24 protein-coding genes and 1 riboswitch are annotated in these 20,801 nt (G+C 37.8%); of the genes, 5 read left to right on the top strand and 19 right to left on the bottom strand.

Translation table 11 applies throughout. From position 1 onward, the window contains the following. Positions 1–56 precede the first annotated feature (56 nt). From FG382_RS11125 to FG382_RS11065, 13 genes are all read right to left on the bottom strand, one after another. Entirely contained in the window at positions 57–365 is a 309-nt protein-coding gene (locus FG382_RS11125) for a CHY zinc finger protein (RefSeq protein ID WP_142538958.1), read from the bottom strand. Further along, positions 366–1,169, bottom strand: coding sequence for an energy-coupling factor transporter transmembrane component T family protein (locus tag FG382_RS11120; RefSeq protein WP_142538957.1), 804 nt, complete (start codon positions 1,167–1,169; stop codon positions 366–368). Further along, on the bottom strand, positions 1,162–2,019 hold the full coding sequence (locus tag FG382_RS11115) for an ATP-binding cassette domain-containing protein (protein WP_142538956.1): 858 nt from the start codon (positions 2,017–2,019) through the stop codon (positions 1,162–1,164). Before FG382_RS11115 ends, FG382_RS11120 begins: the two co-directional genes overlap by 8 nt. Continuing rightward, positions 2,004–2,804 carry an energy-coupling factor transporter ATPase gene (locus tag FG382_RS11110; protein ID WP_142538955.1) on the bottom strand — a complete coding sequence of 267 codons (801 nt, stop codon included), beginning with the start codon at positions 2,802–2,804 and terminating at the stop codon, positions 2,004–2,006. Before FG382_RS11110 ends, FG382_RS11115 begins: the two co-directional genes overlap by 16 nt. Beyond that, positions 2,805–3,626, bottom strand: coding sequence for an SDR family NAD(P)-dependent oxidoreductase (locus FG382_RS11105; protein WP_142538954.1), 822 nt, complete (start codon positions 3,624–3,626; stop codon positions 2,805–2,807). It abuts the gene before it with no gap. Beyond that, positions 3,623–3,967 (bottom strand): MaoC family dehydratase, encoded by a 345-nt coding sequence (locus FG382_RS11100; protein ID WP_142538953.1) that lies wholly within the window; start codon positions 3,965–3,967, stop codon positions 3,623–3,625. The genes FG382_RS11105 and FG382_RS11100 overlap by 4 nt, the downstream gene beginning before the upstream one ends. Beyond that, a complete protein-coding gene (locus FG382_RS11095) occupies positions 3,945–4,343 on the bottom strand; it encodes an FAS1-like dehydratase domain-containing protein (protein ID WP_142538952.1) in 399 nt (132 codons plus the stop codon). The genes FG382_RS11100 and FG382_RS11095 overlap by 23 nt, the downstream gene beginning before the upstream one ends. Further along, entirely contained in the window at positions 4,340–5,491 is a 1,152-nt protein-coding gene (locus FG382_RS11090) for a thiolase family protein (protein ID WP_142538951.1), read from the bottom strand. The genes FG382_RS11095 and FG382_RS11090 overlap by 4 nt, the downstream gene beginning before the upstream one ends. Further along, complete coding sequence (locus tag FG382_RS11085) at positions 5,488–6,969, bottom strand: AMP-binding protein (protein WP_142538950.1); 1,482 nt, start codon at positions 6,967–6,969, stop codon at positions 5,488–5,490. The genes FG382_RS11090 and FG382_RS11085 overlap by 4 nt, the downstream gene beginning before the upstream one ends. 31 nt (positions 6,970–7,000) lie before the next feature. After that, positions 7,001–7,552: a biotin transporter BioY gene (locus FG382_RS11080; protein WP_142538949.1), complete on the bottom strand. Its 552-nt coding sequence runs from the start codon at positions 7,550–7,552 to the stop codon at positions 7,001–7,003. 199 nt (positions 7,553–7,751) lie between these two features. Beyond that, complete coding sequence (locus FG382_RS11075; protein ID WP_142539167.1) at positions 7,752–8,258, bottom strand: ferritin; 507 nt, start codon at positions 8,256–8,258, stop codon at positions 7,752–7,754. Between the two features lie 208 nt (positions 8,259–8,466). After that, on the bottom strand, positions 8,467–8,850 hold the full coding sequence (locus FG382_RS11070) for a DUF1259 domain-containing protein (protein WP_142538948.1): 384 nt from the start codon (positions 8,848–8,850) through the stop codon (positions 8,467–8,469). 362 nt (positions 8,851–9,212) lie between these two features. Further along, complete coding sequence (locus FG382_RS11065; RefSeq protein ID WP_229677390.1) at positions 9,213–10,034, bottom strand: squalene/phytoene synthase family protein; 822 nt, start codon at positions 10,032–10,034, stop codon at positions 9,213–9,215. 163 nt (positions 10,035–10,197) lie between these two features. On the opposite strand from FG382_RS11065, the gene FG382_RS11060 reads away from it, so the two are divergent. Further along, complete coding sequence (locus FG382_RS11060) at positions 10,198–10,980, top strand: alpha/beta fold hydrolase (protein ID WP_142538947.1); 783 nt, start codon at positions 10,198–10,200, stop codon at positions 10,978–10,980. Positions 10,981–11,119: 139 nt separating this feature from the next. On the opposite strand, the gene FG382_RS11055 is transcribed toward FG382_RS11060, so the two are convergent. Then, complete coding sequence (locus tag FG382_RS11055; RefSeq protein ID WP_142539165.1) at positions 11,120–12,292, bottom strand: MFS transporter; 1,173 nt, start codon at positions 12,290–12,292, stop codon at positions 11,120–11,122. Between the two features lie 76 nt (positions 12,293–12,368). Continuing rightward, positions 12,369–13,208, bottom strand: a complete 840-nt coding sequence (locus FG382_RS11050; protein WP_142538946.1) for a MerR family transcriptional regulator — start codon at positions 13,206–13,208, stop codon at positions 12,369–12,371. A 176-nt stretch (positions 13,209–13,384) separates the two neighbouring features. On the opposite strand from FG382_RS11050, the gene FG382_RS23580 reads away from it, so the two are divergent. Continuing rightward, the gene (locus FG382_RS23580; RefSeq protein ID WP_477919055.1) at positions 13,385–13,471 is read left to right on the top strand and encodes a putative holin-like toxin; all 87 of its coding nucleotides are present in this window, start codon (positions 13,385–13,387) and stop codon (positions 13,469–13,471) included. 280 nt (positions 13,472–13,751) lie between these two features. Here FG382_RS23580 and FG382_RS11045 read toward each other — a convergent pair whose 3' ends face one another. Further along, positions 13,752–15,416, bottom strand: a complete 1,665-nt coding sequence (locus FG382_RS11045; RefSeq protein WP_142538945.1) for a hypothetical protein — start codon at positions 15,414–15,416, stop codon at positions 13,752–13,754. 486 nt (positions 15,417–15,902) lie between these two features. Between FG382_RS11045 and FG382_RS11040 the strand changes: the two genes are divergently transcribed. Together FG382_RS11040 and FG382_RS23365 are read left to right on the top strand one after the other, a co-directional pair. Continuing rightward, a complete protein-coding gene (locus FG382_RS11040) occupies positions 15,903–16,328 on the top strand; it encodes a hypothetical protein (protein WP_142538944.1) in 426 nt (141 codons plus the stop codon). A 35-nt stretch (positions 16,329–16,363) separates the two neighbouring features. Continuing rightward, a complete protein-coding gene (locus tag FG382_RS23365) occupies positions 16,364–16,489 on the top strand; it encodes a hypothetical protein (protein ID WP_280525885.1) in 126 nt (41 codons plus the stop codon). 49 nt (positions 16,490–16,538) lie between these two features. On the opposite strand, the gene FG382_RS11035 is transcribed toward FG382_RS23365, so the two are convergent. The 3 genes from FG382_RS11035 to FG382_RS11025 all read right to left on the bottom strand — a co-directional run bounded on the left by FG382_RS11035 (position 16,539) and on the right by FG382_RS11025 (position 18,644). After that, entirely contained in the window at positions 16,539–16,853 is a 315-nt protein-coding gene (locus FG382_RS11035; RefSeq protein ID WP_142538943.1) for a DMT family transporter, read from the bottom strand. Continuing rightward, positions 16,853–17,194 (bottom strand): DMT family transporter, encoded by a 342-nt coding sequence (locus FG382_RS11030; protein WP_142538942.1) that lies wholly within the window; start codon positions 17,192–17,194, stop codon positions 16,853–16,855. The genes FG382_RS11035 and FG382_RS11030 overlap by 1 nt, the downstream gene beginning before the upstream one ends. Before the next feature lie 54 nt (positions 17,195–17,248). Then, a riboswitch (guanidine-I (ykkC/yxkD leader) is annotated at positions 17,249–17,348 on the bottom strand. Positions 17,349–17,390: 42 nt separating this feature from the next. Continuing rightward, positions 17,391–18,644, bottom strand: a complete 1,254-nt coding sequence (locus tag FG382_RS11025; RefSeq protein WP_142539164.1) for an MFS transporter — start codon at positions 18,642–18,644, stop codon at positions 17,391–17,393. 1,260 nt (positions 18,645–19,904) lie between these two features. Here FG382_RS11025 and FG382_RS11020 point away from each other — a divergent pair. After that, on the top strand, positions 19,905–20,777 hold the full coding sequence (locus FG382_RS11020) for a putative RNA methyltransferase (RefSeq protein WP_142539163.1): 873 nt from the start codon (positions 19,905–19,907) through the stop codon (positions 20,775–20,777). The last annotated feature ends 24 nt before the right edge of the window (positions 20,778–20,801 follow it).

The raw sequence follows: 20,801 nt of genomic DNA, 5'->3' as shown, positions 1-20,801 counted from the left end.
TACGCATGCACAAAAATCCCAAGATGCATTATATCTTGGGATTTTATCTATTAGCATCATTCAAAATAAATCGGATAATGGGCACTACAGCGCTCGTTAAAAGTTGCCTGACATCCCGGACAGCTATCCGTCTGCATATATTGATGAATCGTTAACTCCGTCTGACAGCTCCCACATAGAATAGCCAGTTCGTCAAACTGCTCCTTTGGCCAACGTTCGATTTTATGATCGGCTTCTTCCTCGTGACATTTATAACAAGGATAATAGCGGTTACAACACTTAAACTTTATGGCAATAATATCTTTTTCGGTATGATAATGCGTACAGCGCGTTTCATCGTCCACGATAGCTCCATATACTTTCATTTACATTCCTCCTATTTTGATGACCAACACTGTAATTACAAATAAAACAGCGACCATTCCTACTACGTAATCTACTTGCTGAAATTGCAATAACTTATACGCAGTTCTTCCCTTTCCCTTACCATAAGCACGCGCATCAATTGCGTAAGTTAACTGCTCCGCACGCTGTACAGTAGTGAACAGCAAAGGAACTAGAATTGGAACATAAGCAAGCATTCGCTTTACAAACGGTAAATTACTAATATCATGACCTCTTGCTTTTTGTGCGAGGATAATCCGTTCTAGTTCCTGTAAAATTGTCGGTATAAAACGAATTGCAATTACAATCATTAAAGAAAACTGTTCGACCGGCACATGAAGTTTGGAGAGCGGTGCCAATAGCTTTTCAAGGCCACTTGCTAACTCTAATGGTTTTGTCGTTAACGTTAAAATAGAAGCTAGTAGCACGAGTAAAATAATTCGCCAGACGAAACGCACTCCATTTTGTATTCCTTCCATAGTCACTTCAATAAATGACCAAGACCAAATGACAGTACCTTTTGTGAGCAGGATATTGTAGATAAAAGTAAAAAACAAGATAAATAAAATTGGCTTTAACCCTCTCATAAAAATAGGAAATGGTATTTTTGATATCATCAAAATACCAAGGACAAATAAAGTGGCAATTACATAACTCGTAACAGTCCCAAGCATAAGAAAGCTTAGCATGATGATAAAGATACTTACAATCTTTGTCCTCGGATCGAGTCGGTGAAATACGGAATTGGTCCCGATATACTGGCCTATCAAGACGCTCTCAGACATGTAGAAGCCTCCTTGCCCTCCAAATTGGGAGAATCTTATCGAAAATTTCCTGCTCCCTACAACTGGAGATTTTAATCTTCTCTCCCGATAACTCCTCTACTATTCTTAAAAACTGGATGGATTCTGGTAGCGACATTCCTATTTTCTCTAGTAAATGAGATTGTTCCAAAAATAATGTACGGGTGTCCAACTGTTTTACTAGGCAACCTTTATGAAATACGATTACTTCATCCGAGTATTCTGCAACATCATCCATTTGATGCGATACGAATATAATCGTGCGGCTTTCTTGCTGCTGCCATTTTTTCAGTAATTGTAGTAATGCAGCTTTACTTACTGGATCAAGACCAGCTGTCGGTTCATCCACGATAAGAAGCTGTGGATTCATCATTAACACAGAGGCAATTGCTACTCTGCGTTTTTGGCCACCGCTTAATTGAAAAGGAGCTAATGGTAAAATATCTTCTGCCAGACCGAGTAGTGGCAAAACGTTTGAGATGCTCTTTGAAATTTGCTGATGAGACCAGCCTTGTTGCTTTGGTGCAAAAACAAGCTCTTTGAATACGGTCGTTTCAAATAATTGGTGCTCCGGATATTGAAAAACAAAACCGATTTCTGGGATAACCATTAGTTGCCCTTTAGCATCTCTTTTAACAGGCCGTTGATCGATTAAATAATCTCCATCAATATTAGTAATCAACCCTTTTAACACTTGAACAAACGTCGACTTTCCTGCACCTGTTTGGCCAATAACCGAAATCCATTTACCTTCTTCGATTGTACAACTTATATTTTTTACCGCCGTTCGATTGGAATATTTCACACTCACATTATTTAATTGATAGACCATTGTGAACGAATCCCTTCTTTCCAATTGACAGCTATTGGCCCTTCTAGCTGGAGTGTTTGATGTAAGCGAACTTCAAAAGGTAGCTGTAATTGATAGATTGTAACAGCTACTGTTTCAAAAAATCTCAATGGGTCCCCATCAAATTGAAGGCGTCCTTCGTGTATTAGTAAAATACGCTCTGCTCGTAGCGCTTCCTCCATATGATGCGTGATATGTACAATCGTCATGCCTTGATGATGTAAATCCTGCATAATAGCTAGCACTTGTTTTCTTCCTTCTGGATCAAGCATAGAAGTCGCCTCATCAAAAATAATCATTTGTGGTCGCATTGCTAATATAGCTGCTATCGCCACACGCTGCTTTTGACCACCTGATAATTGGTGCGGCATTGCATCTAAATAATCCTCCATATGTACAGCCCGCAATGAAGCTTCCATTCTCCCTTGCATTTCTTCCCTTGGAACACGAATATTTTGCAGGCCAAATAGCACTTCATCCATGACAGTCGTTGTGATAAATTGGTCCTCAGGATTTTGAAAGACGAAACCTATTTGTTGATGAATTTTCATGAGATCATTAGGATTTGCCGTATCTAATTGGTGAAACTTTACGGTTCCTTTCTTAGGTAAAAGCAATCCGTCTATAAGCTTTGCGACTGTGGATTTCCCACTACCATTTGCTCCGACAATCGACACAAACTCCCCCGCTTGAATCGTAAAACTCACATCATCGACAACGGGCTGGCCTTTTTTATAATAAAAGTGAACATGATCGAAAGTAAGCATCTATTCACTTCCTTTTCGACTTTGCCATGTTGAGAAAAATGCATCAATACTATTTTCAGTAAAAATAGGAATAGGTTTTTGCCAACGGGTCACCTTCGGACCGTTAACACCAAATATTTCACCAGTTAAATCTGCATCTTGCTGTGCGAGTAGCCCCCCTACAAAGCGGGCAACGTCATCCGTCTCGCCTACTTTCCAAAACTCTGGAAACGGCTCGTTTTTACTGGCATATTTGTTTTTTATATGTTCAATAACAGGTCTTGTCATATCTGTTAAAGCAGCTGGTGAAATAGCATTCACTCGAATGTTATAGCGCTTTAGTTCAACTGCAAGCGTCCATGTCATACCAAGTATTCCTGCTTTGGCCGCACTATAATTCACTTGTCCAATCGAGCCTCCTAACCCGGCTGTAGAGGTCATTAAAACTATGTCACCGCCACTTTCTTTCATATAGGGAAGTACTCGTCGAATGCTATAAAAAGCACCGTTCAAATGCACATCTAATACAGATTGCCACTCTTCATCCGTCATCCTTAAACATTTTTGATCATGCAAGTTACCTGCATTATGTATAAGCACATCTATGCGGCCAAATTTAGTCATCACTGCATCAACCATTTTAGTAACTGCAATTGGAACGGCCATATTAGCAACGAATCCCATCGCAACTCCGCCAGTTCGCTCGATATCTTGCAAAACTTCGTCTACTAAATCCTGTTTTGTGCCATTCACCACAACCTGATAATCTAATTGTCCAAGGTGCAAGGCTATACTCCGTCCAATTCCTCTTGTTGACCCCGTAATAATCGCTACTTTTTTCATCGTTGCAACTCCTTTACTAAAAAAGATCCTGCTGCAATCTTATCGCCAGTTCCCGTAGTAACAGCCAATTCAACACGATTCTTCACACGCTCAAAATTAAAAATGGCTTCCGTCCCCACAAAAAGCGGCTTTTGAAATTTCATCTTATATGCTGTAATCCATTGTGCAGGATGCTCCGATAAATACAATGACTGTGCTAGACCCATGATATACATGCCATGTGCAATTGGACGGTTGAATCCAGCTTTACGTGCGGCATTTACGTCTAAGTGAATGGTTGACGTATCTTTCGAAGCAATTGCATACTGTGCAATTACTTCAACTGTTATATGCTTTTTCATACGGGTCACCTACTTGTATTAGTATTGTTTCTGCTGTGACTATTAGATCGCCGTTGCATTTACAAACGAGCGTATGGGTTAAAAAAGTAAGCATTCCTTGTTTCCCTACCTTTTCTTCTACATTCGTTAACGATAATTCACAATCCAGCAACATGCCTGCAGTAATTGGTGCCATATATGAAAAACGCTGCGTACCATGTATCAGCGCTCTAACCTCTTTAAGCCATGGAATATCGAATTCTTGCCAAAATATAATTGGCATGGTGGAAGGGGCAATTAAGATACCATTCATCTTCTGTAAAGGAGCTTCTATACTTTGTGCGTACTGCGAAATCCACTCCGACGTCACATAAAGCTGTTGTTGGACCTTATTCATTCAACTGCCTCTACAAGCGTTGCAAGCCCTATTCCGCCACCAATACCCAGTGTGGCAAGCCCCTTTTTATAAGGTTTGTACAACATTTCAGCACATAGTCTTGTTATTAAAATTGCACCTGACGCACCGTACGGATGACCAATCGCCAATGCACCGCCCCCACGGTTTACCTTTCTCAGTGGAATATGAAGTTCTTTTAAAGAGGCTAATACTTGAGAGGCAAAGGCTTCATTAAACTCCACTATATCTATATCATCTACCGTTAGTTGCTGACGCTTTAACACTTTTTGCACAGCTGGTATAGGGCCAATTCCTAAATAATTTGGATCTACCCCTGCCGCTTGCGCATCTACTACTCGTAAAATCGGCTTAAGGTTCAGCTCGTCACATTTTTCACGAGACATAATCAAAATAAGAGCAGCCCCGTCATTGATCGGACATGCATTTCCAGCAGTGACCGTGCCATCTTCCTGAAATACAGGTGACAATTTCTGAAGCTTTTCCATGCTTGTGTTAGCTCTTGGGCATTCATCTTTGGTAATCCATTCTCCATTAACATAAAGAGGCATAATCTCCTGCTCAAATCGTCCAGTTTGCTGAGAATGAATGGCTTTCCGATGACTTTCCAAAGCAAATTGATCTTGGACTTCTCTTGTAATTGTGTATTTTTTTGCTACGTTCTCCGCTGCGATTCCCATATCTGGATCACCGTAGCTACTCGGTGTGAAACGAGCACGTGTGTATAATTCTGGTACTCCCATTAAGCTTTGAGGCTTAGCCATTTTCCAAGGTGCTCGACTCGTGCTTTCCACACCACCCGCTAAGTAGACACTACCTGCACCGCTTTGTATTAATCTAGCAGCTATATTGATTGCTTCTAAACCAGAGCCACATTGCCGGTCAACAGTCATGCCCGGAACAGTGACAGGAAGACCTGCTTCTAGCGCTGAAACTCTGGCAATATTCCCTCCTGGTCCCACGATGTTGCCAATGATGACATCATCAATGATACCTTTTGGCAAATCCGTTTTCGCGACAATATGCTCGATAAGTGGCGCTAATAATTTCTCCGGTTCTAGTGTGCTTAACATGCCCCCCATTTTTCCTATTGGGGTGCGTTTTGCCAGGACAATCACTGCTTCGGTCATACCATCACCTTCTCCATATAGTCTTTCATCGCCTGACGGGCTAATTTCCCACTACTTGTGTAAATAAAATCATCCACCGTTAGCAGCTGCTTTGGAACTTTATAGCTTGCTAAATAATCTCGACAATACGCTTTCACTTCTTCTATTGTTAGACGATCTGACCCGTCCCATTTTATAAGTGCTATCACTCGCTCCCCCCAGTATGCATCTGGTATCCCGAGCACCATTACTTCCCCGATTGCATGATGTTGCTGTAACACCGCTTCTACTTCTTCTGGATAAATATTAAGACCACCAGATATGAGCATATTCTTTGCACGACCCGCCAAATATAAATAGCCATTCTCATCCCTGGACATATAGTCTCCAAGCATGAGCCAACCATCTTGAAAAGCTGCCTTCGTCTCATCAGGCAAATGATGATATCCTAAAAACATCATGTCACTTCGAATACAGAGCTGTCCAATCGTTCCAGTCGGTACTTCCCGAAAATATTCATCCCTAATAGAGACTTGAACGCCTGGAAAGGGTTTTCCTAATGAGTTGGCTTTGTTTTCTTCGTCTATATCCAAATAGCTAATATAACTTGCTTCTGATGAACCATAGAATTCGTATAGCCTTGCTTCTCCAAACACTTCCTTCGCCTTTTTCTTCGATGCCTCGGACCACTTTGCTCCCGACGATATCAATGCTTGGATATGTACCTGACCCAGAGCAACCTGCTCAAGCATCGATTCAATCATTGTTGGTACGACAAATAAAATCGCATTCGGATGCTGGTTACAGAGCCGTAAAACTTCCGCAGCAATAAATTTAGGTAAAATATGAAAAGTGCCACCGCTATACAAGCTCTGCATCAAAGCAAATAAAGACAATGATTGGACGAATGGACCCGGCGCTAAAGTATGCTCCATTTCGTCGAATCCAAATGCTTCATTCGTCGCCGAAAAGCTCTTGATCCATGATAAATGAGTGCGCATATACCCTTTTGGGATTCCTGTTGTACCCGACGTAAAGCCTATAAATAATAATTCATTCGTATTATCCATTTCAGCTTCCGGCTTTAAGCTCGATAGCCAGCTGTCATAGGAACCAGTCTCTCTATCAGAAAAGGTGAAAAGCTGCATGTCACTATGTTGCGACTTTAAATTCGTTGCAAATGCAGACTCAGCAAATATTATTTTCGGCATGCATTGTTTTAAAATAGCGGTTACTTCATTTGCACTCCATTTGGGATCTAGTGGAATTGGAATACAGCCTGCATAAATCGCTCCAAGAAAAACCTCCACAAATTCTATTCGATTCGTTGATAAAATGACAATATTTTCATGCTTTAAACCATTACGCTGTAATCCATAAGCTACCTTTTTCATCGACTGTACAAGTTCTGAGTATGTACGGTATTCTTGTCCAGCTGATATAGCAATTTTGTCCGGATGTTGCATTGCCTTGCATATGAATAGTTCTGCTAGATTCATCTCTCATCATCCTATTTAATCGTTCGATATTTTAGTTATTAATCTTCTGCTCAATTGGGCTAACTGCTTTAATTTGCATAACAATAATAGCTACAATAATTGCCTTTATTAAATCTCCAGGTAAAAATGCAGTAGCACCTACAAGTCCTGCCCAAACGGATGTATTCGTAATAATCGCCATTACTGGTGCACCAATTAAACTAACAAGTACAATGCCAAAAATAAAATTAATAACGATCACTTTCCATATCTTTAACGTTGGCCATACTTTTTCTATCGCCAGTCCGATACAAAATGCGGCAATGGGCCAACTGAAAATGTACCCAGCAGACGGACCAACTAAAGGAGCTAGACCACCCCGTCCACCTGACAATAAAGGTAAACCTAAAGCGACTAATACGATAAATAAAACTAAACTAATGGCTCCCGTTTTCTTTCCTAAAAAGCTACCCGCAAGCATGACGCCCAGTGTTTGTGCAGTGACTGGCACTGGTATAAATCCTAGTGGAATTGGCGGAATCATGCCCAAAACTCCTATTAATGCAGCAAATAATGCAGCGAATACCATCTCTTTTGTTTTCATTTTCTTCCCCCGTTAATATAATGAACAATTAATAATTTTCAAAAGAAGTCGACATCTATGAATTAAATAAATCATAGCTTGAAATTCCATTTGTGTAAACATTTTTTTGTAATTGGTTAACTCATTTTAGTTAAAACATAAAAAATCCCAAGAAGAAAAACAATTCTTCTTGGGATTTTTTGTTTGATTAATGCTATTTTTATGCCTCATCGGGTGTAAATGTACGGGAAGCTAGCTCCGAATCTAGCATAAAAATTGCATTTGAATCATTTTCAATTCGCTTGATTTTATTAATAAGCGTATCGAATGTTGACTCTTCTTCTACTTGTTCATCGATAAACCACCTTAGAAATGCCATTGTTGCATGCTCACGCTCATCTAAAGCAATATCAGATAAATGGTAAATACGACGTGTCACTTCTTTTTCATGCGCCAATGCTGATTCGAAAGCATCTAAAATAGAGTCAAATTCATTATGTGGGCGTTTAAAACCATCAATTGTAGCTCTATATCCTAAATCACTTAGGAAATTATAAAATTTCATTGCATGGAAACGCTCTTCTTCGGCTTGCACTAAAAAGAAATTGGCAAATCCATCATACGTTTCTGCTGTGCAGTATGCAGCCATTGCTAGATAGGCATGTGCCGAATAAAATTCAAAATTCATTTGCTCATTCAATGCTTCATGTAATTTTTCAGATAAAATCGTTATTCCCTCCATTTTAAATGTATTGAAAGTGTAAATATCCACCTGGCAATATAAGTATACAACAAGAGGTACTTTCAATACACTCAATAGTTGACATTGATTATCATTATTAAATTTAATCAACTATGAAGATATTAAAAGGTAACTACTACGTACCATGTTCTAGATAATACAAAATAATCCATCTATTTTTCAACAAGTGCTGTTAGTACCTTAACGCTCTTCTGACTTTTCTAGCAAAAACTAGTGGATCATCATCAGCTTCGATGTTAACGTATATCAAATTGGGATTATCAAATAGCCACTCGTTGTGTATGGATGAAACAATTATTCCTTGTTTTGAAATAGAAGTAACAAAACTATCGACTTCTTTTTGCAAGAGTGCTACTCTACCTAGGCATAATGCTTGACCACGATTATCTCTAGATTCAAATGAGAAAGAAGAGGTTACTCTGAAACGTTTTCCTAAAATTTTTGCATGTATTTCATTTCGATTTATGGTTGCCACGCATTTTCCGCCCGCAAATCCCTCTTGTCCGCCGATAATTCTAGCAAACTCTTTGCAAATTAATTCATCATTAGATTCCATCTATTCATCTCCTCTCTATTATTACTAGAATATGAATAGATGAATAGATCTGAAACAGATATATATCTATTTTGTGAAAAATTTATGATGTTAAACTAACGCCCCTTTCACCAAGGAGGTTACACGTTATGTTTATAAGGTGCTAAAAAAATATTCCTAATTTCACTTTTAGTATGGAATTAATAAATCCTATTGATTAGTGTTTGAGATAAATTTTAATATTTATAGATATTATTTCTGATTTAGCCTAAATTTATGTGTTATGCTCACCAAAGAACTTAGTACCATTTACTATATTTCTCAATATCAAAAACGAAAAAAAAACCGAAAAGAGCCTCACACTCTTTTCGGGTTTTTGTTTTTTAAACTTCTGCCTGCACTTCTTCCACTGTAACTTCTACTTCTGCACGAGTCATTTTCTCTTTTCCACTCTTCAACGCTTTTAACGTTTTATGCGCTAGTGCAAGTGGTAGCTTACAAAATAATTTAATGCTTCGACGATTAATGGATTTCATATATTCGTCAGCTTTTGCTAAATTACCTTCTGCATAGTGAAACATGTCCTCTCGCGTCCAACCTTCAGGGAAGAATTGGACCCCTCGTTCTTTATCCTCGTCTTTATTGCGCAGAATATTCACTGCTTGCAAGCCTCGTCCGTATGCAATCGCTAGCTCTCGGTCTGTATCGATATCTGCATTCCACTTCCATAAGTCAGATAGCATCACCCCAACTAAACCAGCAACGTAATATGTATACTCATCCAGATCTTCTTTTGTTTTTACTTGCCAATTCTTTTCTACCCATTTAGCCATACCTTCTGCCATCTCGCTTGAAGACTCTTTTACTTTATCCACTAAATCTGCCGGACAAATTGCAAGCCAATCGCCAAGTCTTAAAGAAACCTCTGGCAATATATCTTGAAAAGGTTCTACTAACTGTTCGTACTCTTTTGTATTAAATTCTGTTGCTAACATTTTACTTGTTGCACGCAATAGTGCTTGTTTCTCCTGCGAACCTAATGCCTCATGATCCTCTATTTCATCTATTGCACGCATCACTAAATAAGCAGAGGCAACCGCTTTTTTCAGTTTTGGTTCCAAAAATGTGATCGGTATGTAAAAAGTTCTGCTTGTCTGTTTTAGCATGTCCATTGCTTCTTTTTGTAAAGTTGCTGCTTCCGGCACAATGAAGTCCTCCGTTTCACCACTAAATGTTCTTATCTCCTATTGTATCGGATTTTCATGAAAAGACAAAATGACTTCCCTTGTTCATATAGAAGAAATGTAGCCTTCTTCTACTCCTTGAATAAAATAGGAATAATGGGAAGTTGCACGGGAACACTAGACAATAATAAACATAGTAAAGGAGGTTAATACCATCCATTATTTAGATATCGGTCAAGGTGAACCTGTAATATTAATTCATGGATTAGGTAGTAAAAAAGAATCCTGGGAAAACCAATACGAACTATCCTCTAATTATCGTTTGATCATACCTGACCTTCGTGGACATGGCGAATCCGAAGAGTTTGATAATATTTCAATATCCGTTTTCGCACATGACATTTTATCCCTTCTTGCTTCTTTAGGTATCGAAAAAGCCCATTTTTGTGGACTTTCAATGGGCGGACTCGTCGTACAAGAAATTTACTGTCAGAACAATAAAATCGTGCAGTCAATGGTTTTGTCCAATACATTTTCGTACGCTCCCACTTGTTTAGGACAACTGACAGTTATGAAAGGCGCAAGGAATTTACATTCATCTACAAGCGACGAATATACAACCTATACCGCGGAAAAGTGTTTATATCGTAAAGAAACTAACTTAATCGATGCAGCTAAAAAAATGTTTCTTATTAAAAAAGTACCCTATCTCGCATCCTCTTTTTCAGCTATCAAATCTAACTATCTTCCCATCCTACCATTTGTCAGAGTGCCAACTTTAATTATCGGCGGGCAATATGACGAGGTAAATCCTTTGTTTAGTGTCCTTCAAACGAAATGGTTTATGCCAAGAGCCGAGTTGGTCATTCTCGGCAACTGTGGACATTTGCCAATTTTAGAAAAGAAACATGAATATAATCATTTACTCAATCGTTTTTTTCATAAATATCAAGTAAGCGCACTTTGATTATTAGGTGTTGAGCTATTAGGGTAGAATCGCAAGATGCACACTCCGAATCGCAAGATGCACACTCCGAATCGCAAGATACTTTTCCTCCTAAAACAAAAAGCTATCCACTATTTTTCAAGTGGATAGCTCTTTTATTTTAGTTAGCTCGTCGCTCTTTCCAAAACAACGAAATAACAAAGCTAAGTGCAAGCACATACATCGATAATACGTACGGATAATCAATATTTACGTCAAAGAGTATACCGGCAATTCCAGGGCCTATAATATTTCCTATACTCGTAAATGTAGAATTTAATCCTCCTACGAAACCTTGTGCATCGCCAGCTATTTTAGACAAATACGTTGTCAATGCAGGACGTATCAAATCAAACATTAGGAAAATAACAAAAGTCACCACTAATATAGACCAGTATGACGACACTTTAATCATTGCAAATATGAATATTGCTGATACACCCATACAAATCTGGATTAGTCTAATCTCTCCTATTTTATCTACGATCCGGTCAAACGATAAAACTTGCGCAATAACACCAAGAATACCACTCACCGTAATGATTAAAGCAATATCTTTTGGCGTAAAGGCAAATTTATGATCGACGAACAGAGAATAGACTGTTTCAAAAGCAGCAAGACCAAAGCTAGATACAAGAATGATCAGCATCGGAATAAGATAAATCGGCTCCAGTAATTTGCGGAATCCTGATTTTGCTACTTGCTTTTCTGTTTTCTTCTCTTCTATTTCTGGTCGTTTAGGTTCTTTCAATATTACTAACGAAAAAACAGATCCTAAAAATCCTAAAGCTGCTGCGAAAAAGAAAGGAAGTCTCGTACCATGTTCAGCTAAAAAACCACCAATTCCAGGTCCAATGATAAAACCTGTGCTAATGGCCGCTGCAACATATCCCATTGCTTTAGGACGTTCTTTTAAGGATGTAATATCAGCAACAAAAGCGGTCACTGCCGGCATCATGAAAGCAGCACTAACACCGCCCAACATTCTCGATATATACAATACCGTTACATCTTTCCCAAATCCGAAAAGCATCTCGGATAGTGCAAAAAGAAGCATCCCGATCACAATCATTTTCTTGCGACCAAATGTATCGACCCATTTTCCTGCTATAGGAGACACTAATAGTTGGGTGAACGCAAATGCTGCCACTAAGTAACCCATTGTAGACCCTTCTAAATGCATCTCCCTCATGAGTGTAGGCATTACAGGAATCACTAATCCTATCCCTAAAAACACAATAAACAAATTAATAAGCACTAAATATATTGTCTTATTTAAACTACTTTTTTGCATAACCATTTTCAAGCTCCTAACAATCTAATAAAAATACTTTCTACCTACAAAAATAAACCCTATAGTTACTATAGGGTCAAGTAGCTTGAATTTGTATTTTTAATTCCACTAAAAATTCATCTTTATTCGAAGCAGTGAAATTTATTGGCATCCAAACGTCATATACGATTGGTTCTATTTTTATCTGATGCTGCTCCATATAGTCCATTAATTTTTGATAACAAATTTCGTATGCGTCATCTGTAAATGCAAAAGTAATACTGAGATATTGTCCTGCTGGTATAGTGCTTATTTCTACATCTTCCGAGTTAATATGGATTTCCTTGTCTGTGACAGCATATGTAAATAAGTAGTCGTAATGGATATCTTCCAGCGATTCATATTTACCCAAAGCAAATGCACCACCATATAGCGTGTCGAATACACTTCCCATATCTTCTAGCACCTTACTAATAAGTCCATATTCTCTGTTTGGGATGTCATTTATACTTATATCGGATGTTTTTATCTTTACTATTTTTTGGGCAGGTATTTCCTTTACACAGACATGCATTTTATCGGATTCCACTACAAATGATTGTATTTGTTCCTTCTTTCGTTTTAACACTTCTTTTGTTTCGATCAGCCTTCGAAATTCCTCTTCGATTTTATTTTCTTGATCTGCCAAATAATTCACTAGTTCCTCGGGACTCAATGTTAGTACAGATTTAACTTCTTCTAAGGATAGACCAAGATATTTTAGCGATTTAATAATGTCTAAATAATATAATTGGGTATTTTGGTAATACCTATACTGATTTTTCGGGTCAATTTTTATTGGTTTAAATAAATCGATACGATCATAAAAACGTAAAGTTTGAATAGATATATTACTGAGCTTCGCCACTTCGCCTATTGTTAAGTAATGGATTTTCAAGGGATCACTCCTGTTTTCTTGCTCGTTTTTATATTTTTAAAATTCTAACAAATAAAATAAGGATACATGGTATAATAGAAAAGTAATAGAATAGGGTGCTCATGGGCGGTCAGCATCTCTTTTTTCCTATCTACTATTTTTGTTATTTACAAGAATAGGGAGAGGAGGTGTTGCCAATGTCAACTTTCGAAGCCTTAATGTTCGCTGTTGCGTTCGCCGGCTTAATTGTTTCCATTCTTACTTTTTCGAAAGAAAAAAAGTAAACCGCCCCTGAGCCACAAGCAATAGGGTGATTTACTCTTTCTGTTTGCTGATCGCCTTTGAAGCGATGCTATTTTATTATATGACTGTTTGGTGTTGACCGCACCGAGCAGTCTTTTTAATATATCCTTGCTATGTTTTTATTATACCATCTAAGCAGTGATTTTCAACCAAGTTGTCGAAACGTTGTGCCTGTTAAAGGCTTGAAAATGAAAACATCTTAATACTTACACTAAAAAATGTCGACAATCCCAATGAATTAGGGTTTGTCGACATTCTAATTTACTCTTTCTCAAGTCCTCTAATCGTTACCTCTTTAACAGGTAAGAATAGTTCTCCAGTGTCCAGATATGTTACTTCTACAATATCTCCTTCTTCCATATAAACCGCAAATGGAGCTATTTCGGAGGATACTATATAATTTTCTTTATTTGTAAGCAAGAACGAAACTTGCGTGAAGTCCCCAATACGTTCCTTGAACACGCGCGCAACTGTACCATTTACCGATTTTTCTTCCGCTTTTGAGCTGCCGTCCACTGAACTTCCTCCGCGTTGAATAGCCGTTTTATATAGTTTCAATGCTTCGTTCGGTGTGTTTCCGTATACAGATATTTCTGGATTTGCCGCTGATACGATGAAGTAGTTTTGTAAAAACCCATTAGAATCAAGTACAGGCGTTAACCAGCTAGCCTCTCCATAAAAATTGTACAGCACTGGCATTTCGCCTTGCCATTTTTTCTCGATAAATTTCTTTTCAATAATTTGTAATGCCCCTTGGGAATCCATATACGAATCTTCTAGATTGCCGGTATAATAAGTAGCTTTACCAGTTCGACCATCTGTTAATGAATAACCGAGCATCGAATCAACGCCTTCTTTTGGACTTGTAAAGTCCGTGAAATAATACATTTGACCATCTTCCCCGAAAATCGGACTAACATTTGCTTCTGTTCCTTCATCGGAAGGTAGCTTCACATCTTTCTTACCGAATAAGCTATTCATAAAACCATGTATATATTTCCCATAATAGCTATTTTGCAAACTTACCGTTTCCGGTGATACCGCTCCATCTATAAATGCCGGGACATCTGCTAGCGCATAAGCATCTGTTTGACCTGTAGCGGGGTCGACAGCAACGATTCCCTCTACGTCAAAACCGTTACGAGCGGAGATAAATTTCCCATAAGAACGAATATAATATGGTTTTCCCTCTTCATCTATTTCCAATTGCACATCCCCGTAAAATATTTTATTTGGATGCTTCATACGCATATGCCTTTCCAAGTTTTTATGGAAATAGGAAGATGGTGTGTATGCCATATCCGCTTCGATAAATTCAGGATTATCTGATGAATCTGTCGCACTCATCGTAAAATAACCCGGTGTCACATCACCATTCCACCATTTGAAAAACCCTGAAAACTCTACTGGTGCAATATAAACGTATTCTTCATTCACTTTTTGAATTTGTAAATTGCCTAATTCATAATAGCTAGTATTAGGAACTTGCCCAAATGCTTTTTTCATCTTATTCCGTGCAAATTGAGGCGGCACACTAGCAGGTGTTTTCGTTTCATCAAACGCTTCAATTTCTACTTGCCCATCCATTTTAGCCACTTCAAATTTTTCATCCGCATTCCAAAGAAACGCAGACAGCATATAGATGGCTAGCACTAAACTCCCTAAAAAAAGAACGCCTTTTGCTTTTTGTTCCGCTCCTTTTGACAAAATAGTTCCAGCTAAAGTGGCTAGCACAAGCAACGGCCATAAAGCTATCCAATTACGGTCTATATTTGTTAAATAATAGATAATCGCTAATACGATAAATGTTAAAACGGCTAAACCAATTAAAGAAGACATCATGTCTTTTCTCTTAGCTGTCAGTGGTACGACTAATAATGCAGTAATAATTGCTGCAACTGCTGAAATAATAAAAACAAACGTCATACAATCATCTCTCTTTCTTTTTTTCTACTTAACTATTATACGGATGGAAGATTGAACGGTTTCAGGAAAAATATACATAAGAAGACGGAAGGAATTTTCAGAAACATATTACAGTATTGGTTTCCATAAATGATATACTATTAACATATATATCCACTACATCATTGTAAAAAATGTTGATCGTTTGTTCGTTCAAATAGATAACCACCCTGTTTTGAAAATAATAGTCGTCATTTTATTATTCATCCCTATTTTCATTTCATCCTTTACTACTAGCCTAGTATTACTTTTGATAGCTACTCATTCCGTAAATTAATGCATATGAATGCAAGAATCAAGATCCACTAAACTTTTCTATCGACCTGTCTCTAGGTCTTTTCATCATTTACATGACTTTCCTTTTATTGATTAAAGACTATTTACTATAAGAGGTGAAATCAAATAACTTTCCATGCTAAATCCCAAAAAGGATATTTAGGTACATTATTGTTCATACCCGTTATTCAAATAGCAAATAGCTACGCAACTCATTCTTATGGTGGCTTATTCTACTTTTCTATTTTACTTGGTCTCTTCATTATTATTACATTTTCTATTAATTATACATTTATCTTTCTTGATGAGTATTTGATGTATGAAGTTTCCTTTATGTCTATTTGTATTTATAAAAGAGTGTTCCATCCTTCTCACTTGAAGAAAATTGCTTTCAAACGTTATAGTTGGGCTACGCCAGGGGCTCTCATTCATACAAAAAAGGGGTTAAATCTACGTCTTGTTCTTTTTTCATCTAATAGAATTTTTCATGAATTACTTACATTCGCTCACAAACATGACATCCCAATCTCTAAAACGAAAGACTATCAATTATTAGAAAGAAGAAGTAAATATATTTCGAAGGAGAAACTTTTATAAACACAATAACGGGATTATACATCATCATTATCTTAATGCAGTTTATTACGCTAACTAACATTACCTTATTCAACGGAGAATGGAATGGCATAGCAATGGCGTTAAGTACTGCTTTGTTTATTGCTGGCACCGCATTTTACTTGATGAATAGAAAAAAATAAGATAATCCGCTTTTTATCAGCAGATTATCTTTGAATTTGATCATTAATCTCAAGAGACTAGCTTCAATCCGATTGCTGCTCCTAATACCATCGCAATAAAAACAAGCCTTTTCCAATCCTTTGGTTCCCCGTATAAAATCATCCCTAAAATTGCACCACCAGATGCCCCAATTCCTGTCCAAATGGCATATGCCGTTCCCATAGGAAGAGTTTTCATCGCATATGCTAGAAACAAGAAGCTACCCCCAAATCCAAGAAACAGAAGAACAAAGGATTGCCAGTTACGGTCCTTATGCAATTTGGTAATCATCGCAACTCCAAACATTTCTAAAATCCCTGCTACTATTAACGATATCCATGCCATTACGATTCATCTCCTTCTTGCACTTTGTCTTTTGTAACTAATTTCAATCCAACGACACCAGCCAATAAAATAACAATCAACAATATTTTACTTAGTTTAAAGGCTTCTCCAAAGAAAAGAATTTCCGAAATAACTGTTCCCGCTGTCCCCATTCCGACAAAAATTGCATAAACAGTCCCGACAGGAAGATTACGACCCGCGGCTATCATTAAATAAAAGCTAACAACAATCGAAATAACGGTCCCTGACCAAGTCCAGAAATCATCTGCATGCTTCAAGCCAATCACCCAAAACACTTCAAAAAAAGCAGCAATATACACTTTCAACCATTCTTTGTTCACAAAAATCCCTCCAAATTATAAAATAAAAAAGCCTAGGAGAACTGTAAAAACAGTTTCTCCCAGGCTTTTATCCTTCCGTGACACAGCATAAGCTGAGCGTTTTCTCTCGGTCACGGACCAACTTACTCGTTGCGGAACCCTAGAAAACTTTTTACGTATGCAATTAATTTACATTATACACATTCCGATGGCGTATTCAAGTTTTAGCTTTTGCTAATTGTTTATTTTTTATCTTAAGATTAATAGTTTTTTCATTTACCTCGATGCCATTTCTCCAAGAAAAAGTCACGAAAATAGAAGCGATGATTAGTATTCCGCTAAGTATAAAGAAACAATAAATAATGAGACCTGCTGATACCATACCTGTAAAAAGGGCGAGTAAAACGATTCTTAGTAGAAGCCCAACCGATCGAAATAAGCTATCTACTCTACCTATTATTTCATTTGGTATTCGGTCCATTAAGAAAGAATTTCGAGCAACACGCGCTCCGCTGTTCCCTAGAGCTATAAAAAACATAAGCGATAAGTAAAAAGGAATATTTGCGATAACAATCAACGAAATAGCAATCGTATATGTAATAACGCTATATACAATTGTCTTTTCATCCCCTAGTTTCTTAGCAATAATAGGAACGATTATTCCCGCAATTACTGCTCCTACCCCATAAACCATACTTTGAATCCCATAAAAGCTCCCGGAAGCTTTTAGAACATCCGCTAAATACACAGGAAACAAGTAATTCGTAATCATTACACCGATGAATGGCATAATGGAAAAGAATAAAAACAAGAACATAGCAGGACGTTTCCACATATATATTAAGCCTTCTGCACCTTTAGATTTGGAGGTGCCCTTCGTCTCACTATTTTTAAGCCGTACATATGGAATTTTTACATACAAATAAATTGCTGCCACATAGGCAAATACATTAAGGAGCAAAATATAGTGCAAATCCCACTTTGACAATAAAATACTAGCCAACGCTCCTGCTATGACACTGGATAGCTGCCCTTGCACTTCCATTGTTCCATTCAGTATTTTATATTGGTCTTTATGAAAAATTTCCTGATTTAAAGCAAACATTGTCGGGAAAAAAATAGTGTAATACAAACTGCCAATAATATAAATGATTATATAATGCCATACCTCATAAGACAGGCCGACAAATCCAATAACTGAGAAAAATAGCAACATCACAAAGCTTGCTATATTGCTCGTTAAAAGCAATTTCTTTCGTGACATTTTATCGATTAGATTCCCGACTAACGGGGTGATTAAGAAACTAATAATCGTCATACATAATGTAACGTAGCCAAATACTGCATTGCCATTTTCACTTGATACGAGCATCCATGGTATCGTAATCATCGTAATGCCAGATCCAATTGACGAAGCAATATTAGCAAAAATTATTAAACGAAATCGTGAATCTTTATATAGACTTTTCATTTTCATGCATTCCTTCCGACGCGAGGTTCACCCGGATCCTAAGTTCTCTTCGCTAGAATTCTTATTATTCTCACTATAATTCAAATTTCTCATTTTGCATTCAGTCATACGTCTTGAGTGCACCTCATACTTTTTACTGAAAGAAGGGTTTTACAACTAAATCTAGCAAACTGTTCATTTGCCTTTAAAAAGCAAATGTGCAAGCACCTATCTCTGCCCCAATAGTAAATAGAAATAATTAGTGTTAGTGGGATGTCACACATAATAAGGAAACTGCGCGGTAGTGAATTGAAGGAAGAGTCCGCTAAGATTTCCGCTGCAGGACGTACGCTTTCCGCCGGCTTGGCTTCAGCCGCTTCCTTCGCTACGCTCAGTCCAGGGTCTTCACCTCAAGCTTTTCCGGCTGGAGTCGACGCCCTTCCGCTACAATCCATGATGGATAACGCTATCTAATAGGCGTCACTGTTTAACAAATGAAACTTCTTTAAAAGTTTTCTAGCTATTAAACGCCAATAAATGGTACAACGCTACAATACACACTGGGAACGCGACAAGCCGAGCAAGTGGAAAATTTTAAGAAAAAAATCCTAGTTAATGCTCTATTATTGCCGTCTCAATTCGAGTTAACTTGTTTTAGGAAAATTGGTTCCTCTCAGACTACAACTGGTTACTTTCGACAACTGTTTGGTCGCCCATAGTCACTTATTGGATTTGCATGGTCAAAAACTGTGGTTGATTTTCTTTAGTAAGTCGATCATAAATAACCAGTGAATCAGAATCCATTTATAGCTCTGATAACTGCCGAGCTAAATAGCAAGAAGTCTCCATTGATTGAAGCGGAAGGAGGCGACTCCTGCGGGAATCAAGCGGGACAGGTGAGACCCCGCAGTGGAGCGACAGCGACCGAGGAGGCTCACCGCCCGCCCCGCGGAAAGCGTCCTCCTGAAGCGAAAATCCTAGCGGTTACCTAATAAAATTTCTTACTGCGCAGTTTCCCTAAACTGCGCTCGATTATAAGAATTGGCTTAACTTACTTATTTTTCATGTAAATAGTTATCCATATATATTGAAATTTATGTTTCCTAAGCAGCGAGAAAAGGTTGTCCCCAGTTTCTATCGAGACAACCTTTTTCTCTATACATGATTCTTCAGACCATTATTTGCAATTAAAAAATAGCCTTGCTACACTGTTTATAACAAACACCCACAGGGTCATTTGTTCATTTTCTATAGAAAACAAGAGGTGTTATTTTGTCTAAAATGACCAATAGAATGAAAAGCGCACAGTATGTAAGTGGGCTGGAATCCATTTTCAAGTGTCCCATTTGCGACTCAATCATGAGCGTATACGAATTGCAAAGTTTAGTTTGCGCAAACAATCATACATATGATTTTAGTAAACAAGGATATATTAATATGCTTAGCCATCCGATTAAAACGAAATACGGGAATGATTTATTCGAGGCTCGCAGAAAGCTGATTTCGGAAGGCCGTTTTTTTGAACCACTAAGCAGCGCAATTGCTCAAATTATTAAAGAACAAAAAAATCCCGCATTTATTCTAGATACCGGTTGTGGAGAAGGCTCACATCTATCTTCCATATGCGATACGGTTAGTTTGGATTTAGAGATTCCTGTAACCGGAGTAGGCATTGATATTTCCAAAGAAGGTATCTTAGCAGCTGCTAAGAACTATTCGAATAAAGTGTGGTTAGTAGCAGATCTAGCGAAAATGCCATTTCAAGAGGAACAATTTGATATTATTTTGAATATCCTTTCCCCGTCTAATTATGTGGAGTTTAATCGACTATTGAAAGACGATGGCTTAGTGATTAAGATCGTTCCTCAAACAAATTATTTAAAAGAATTAAGAGAGATTGTCTATAATGAACCCGAAAAGCAAGCATACTCTAATGCAGATACAGTGCATTTATTTAAAGAAAATTTCCAAATGGTGAGTACTTCACGTATACAATATACGGTAAAATTGGACAATCCGCTCATCCATGCATTAGTTCGCATGACTCCTTTAACTTGGACAGCTTCCGAAGAAAAGTTAAAGGACTTTTTAAAAAGTGAATCCGCAGAAATAACGGTGGACCTGGAGATTTTGATTGGGAAAAAACTTAGTTGAACGGAAAGCACCTAGTAATTTGCG

The sequence above is a fragment of the Psychrobacillus lasiicapitis genome (assembly GCF_006861795.1).
Taxonomy (GTDB): Bacteria; Bacillota; Bacilli; order Bacillales_A; family Planococcaceae; genus Psychrobacillus; species Psychrobacillus lasiicapitis.
Note: the sequence above shows the minus strand (reverse complement) of the source record. Positions and strands in the feature narration are given on the sequence as shown.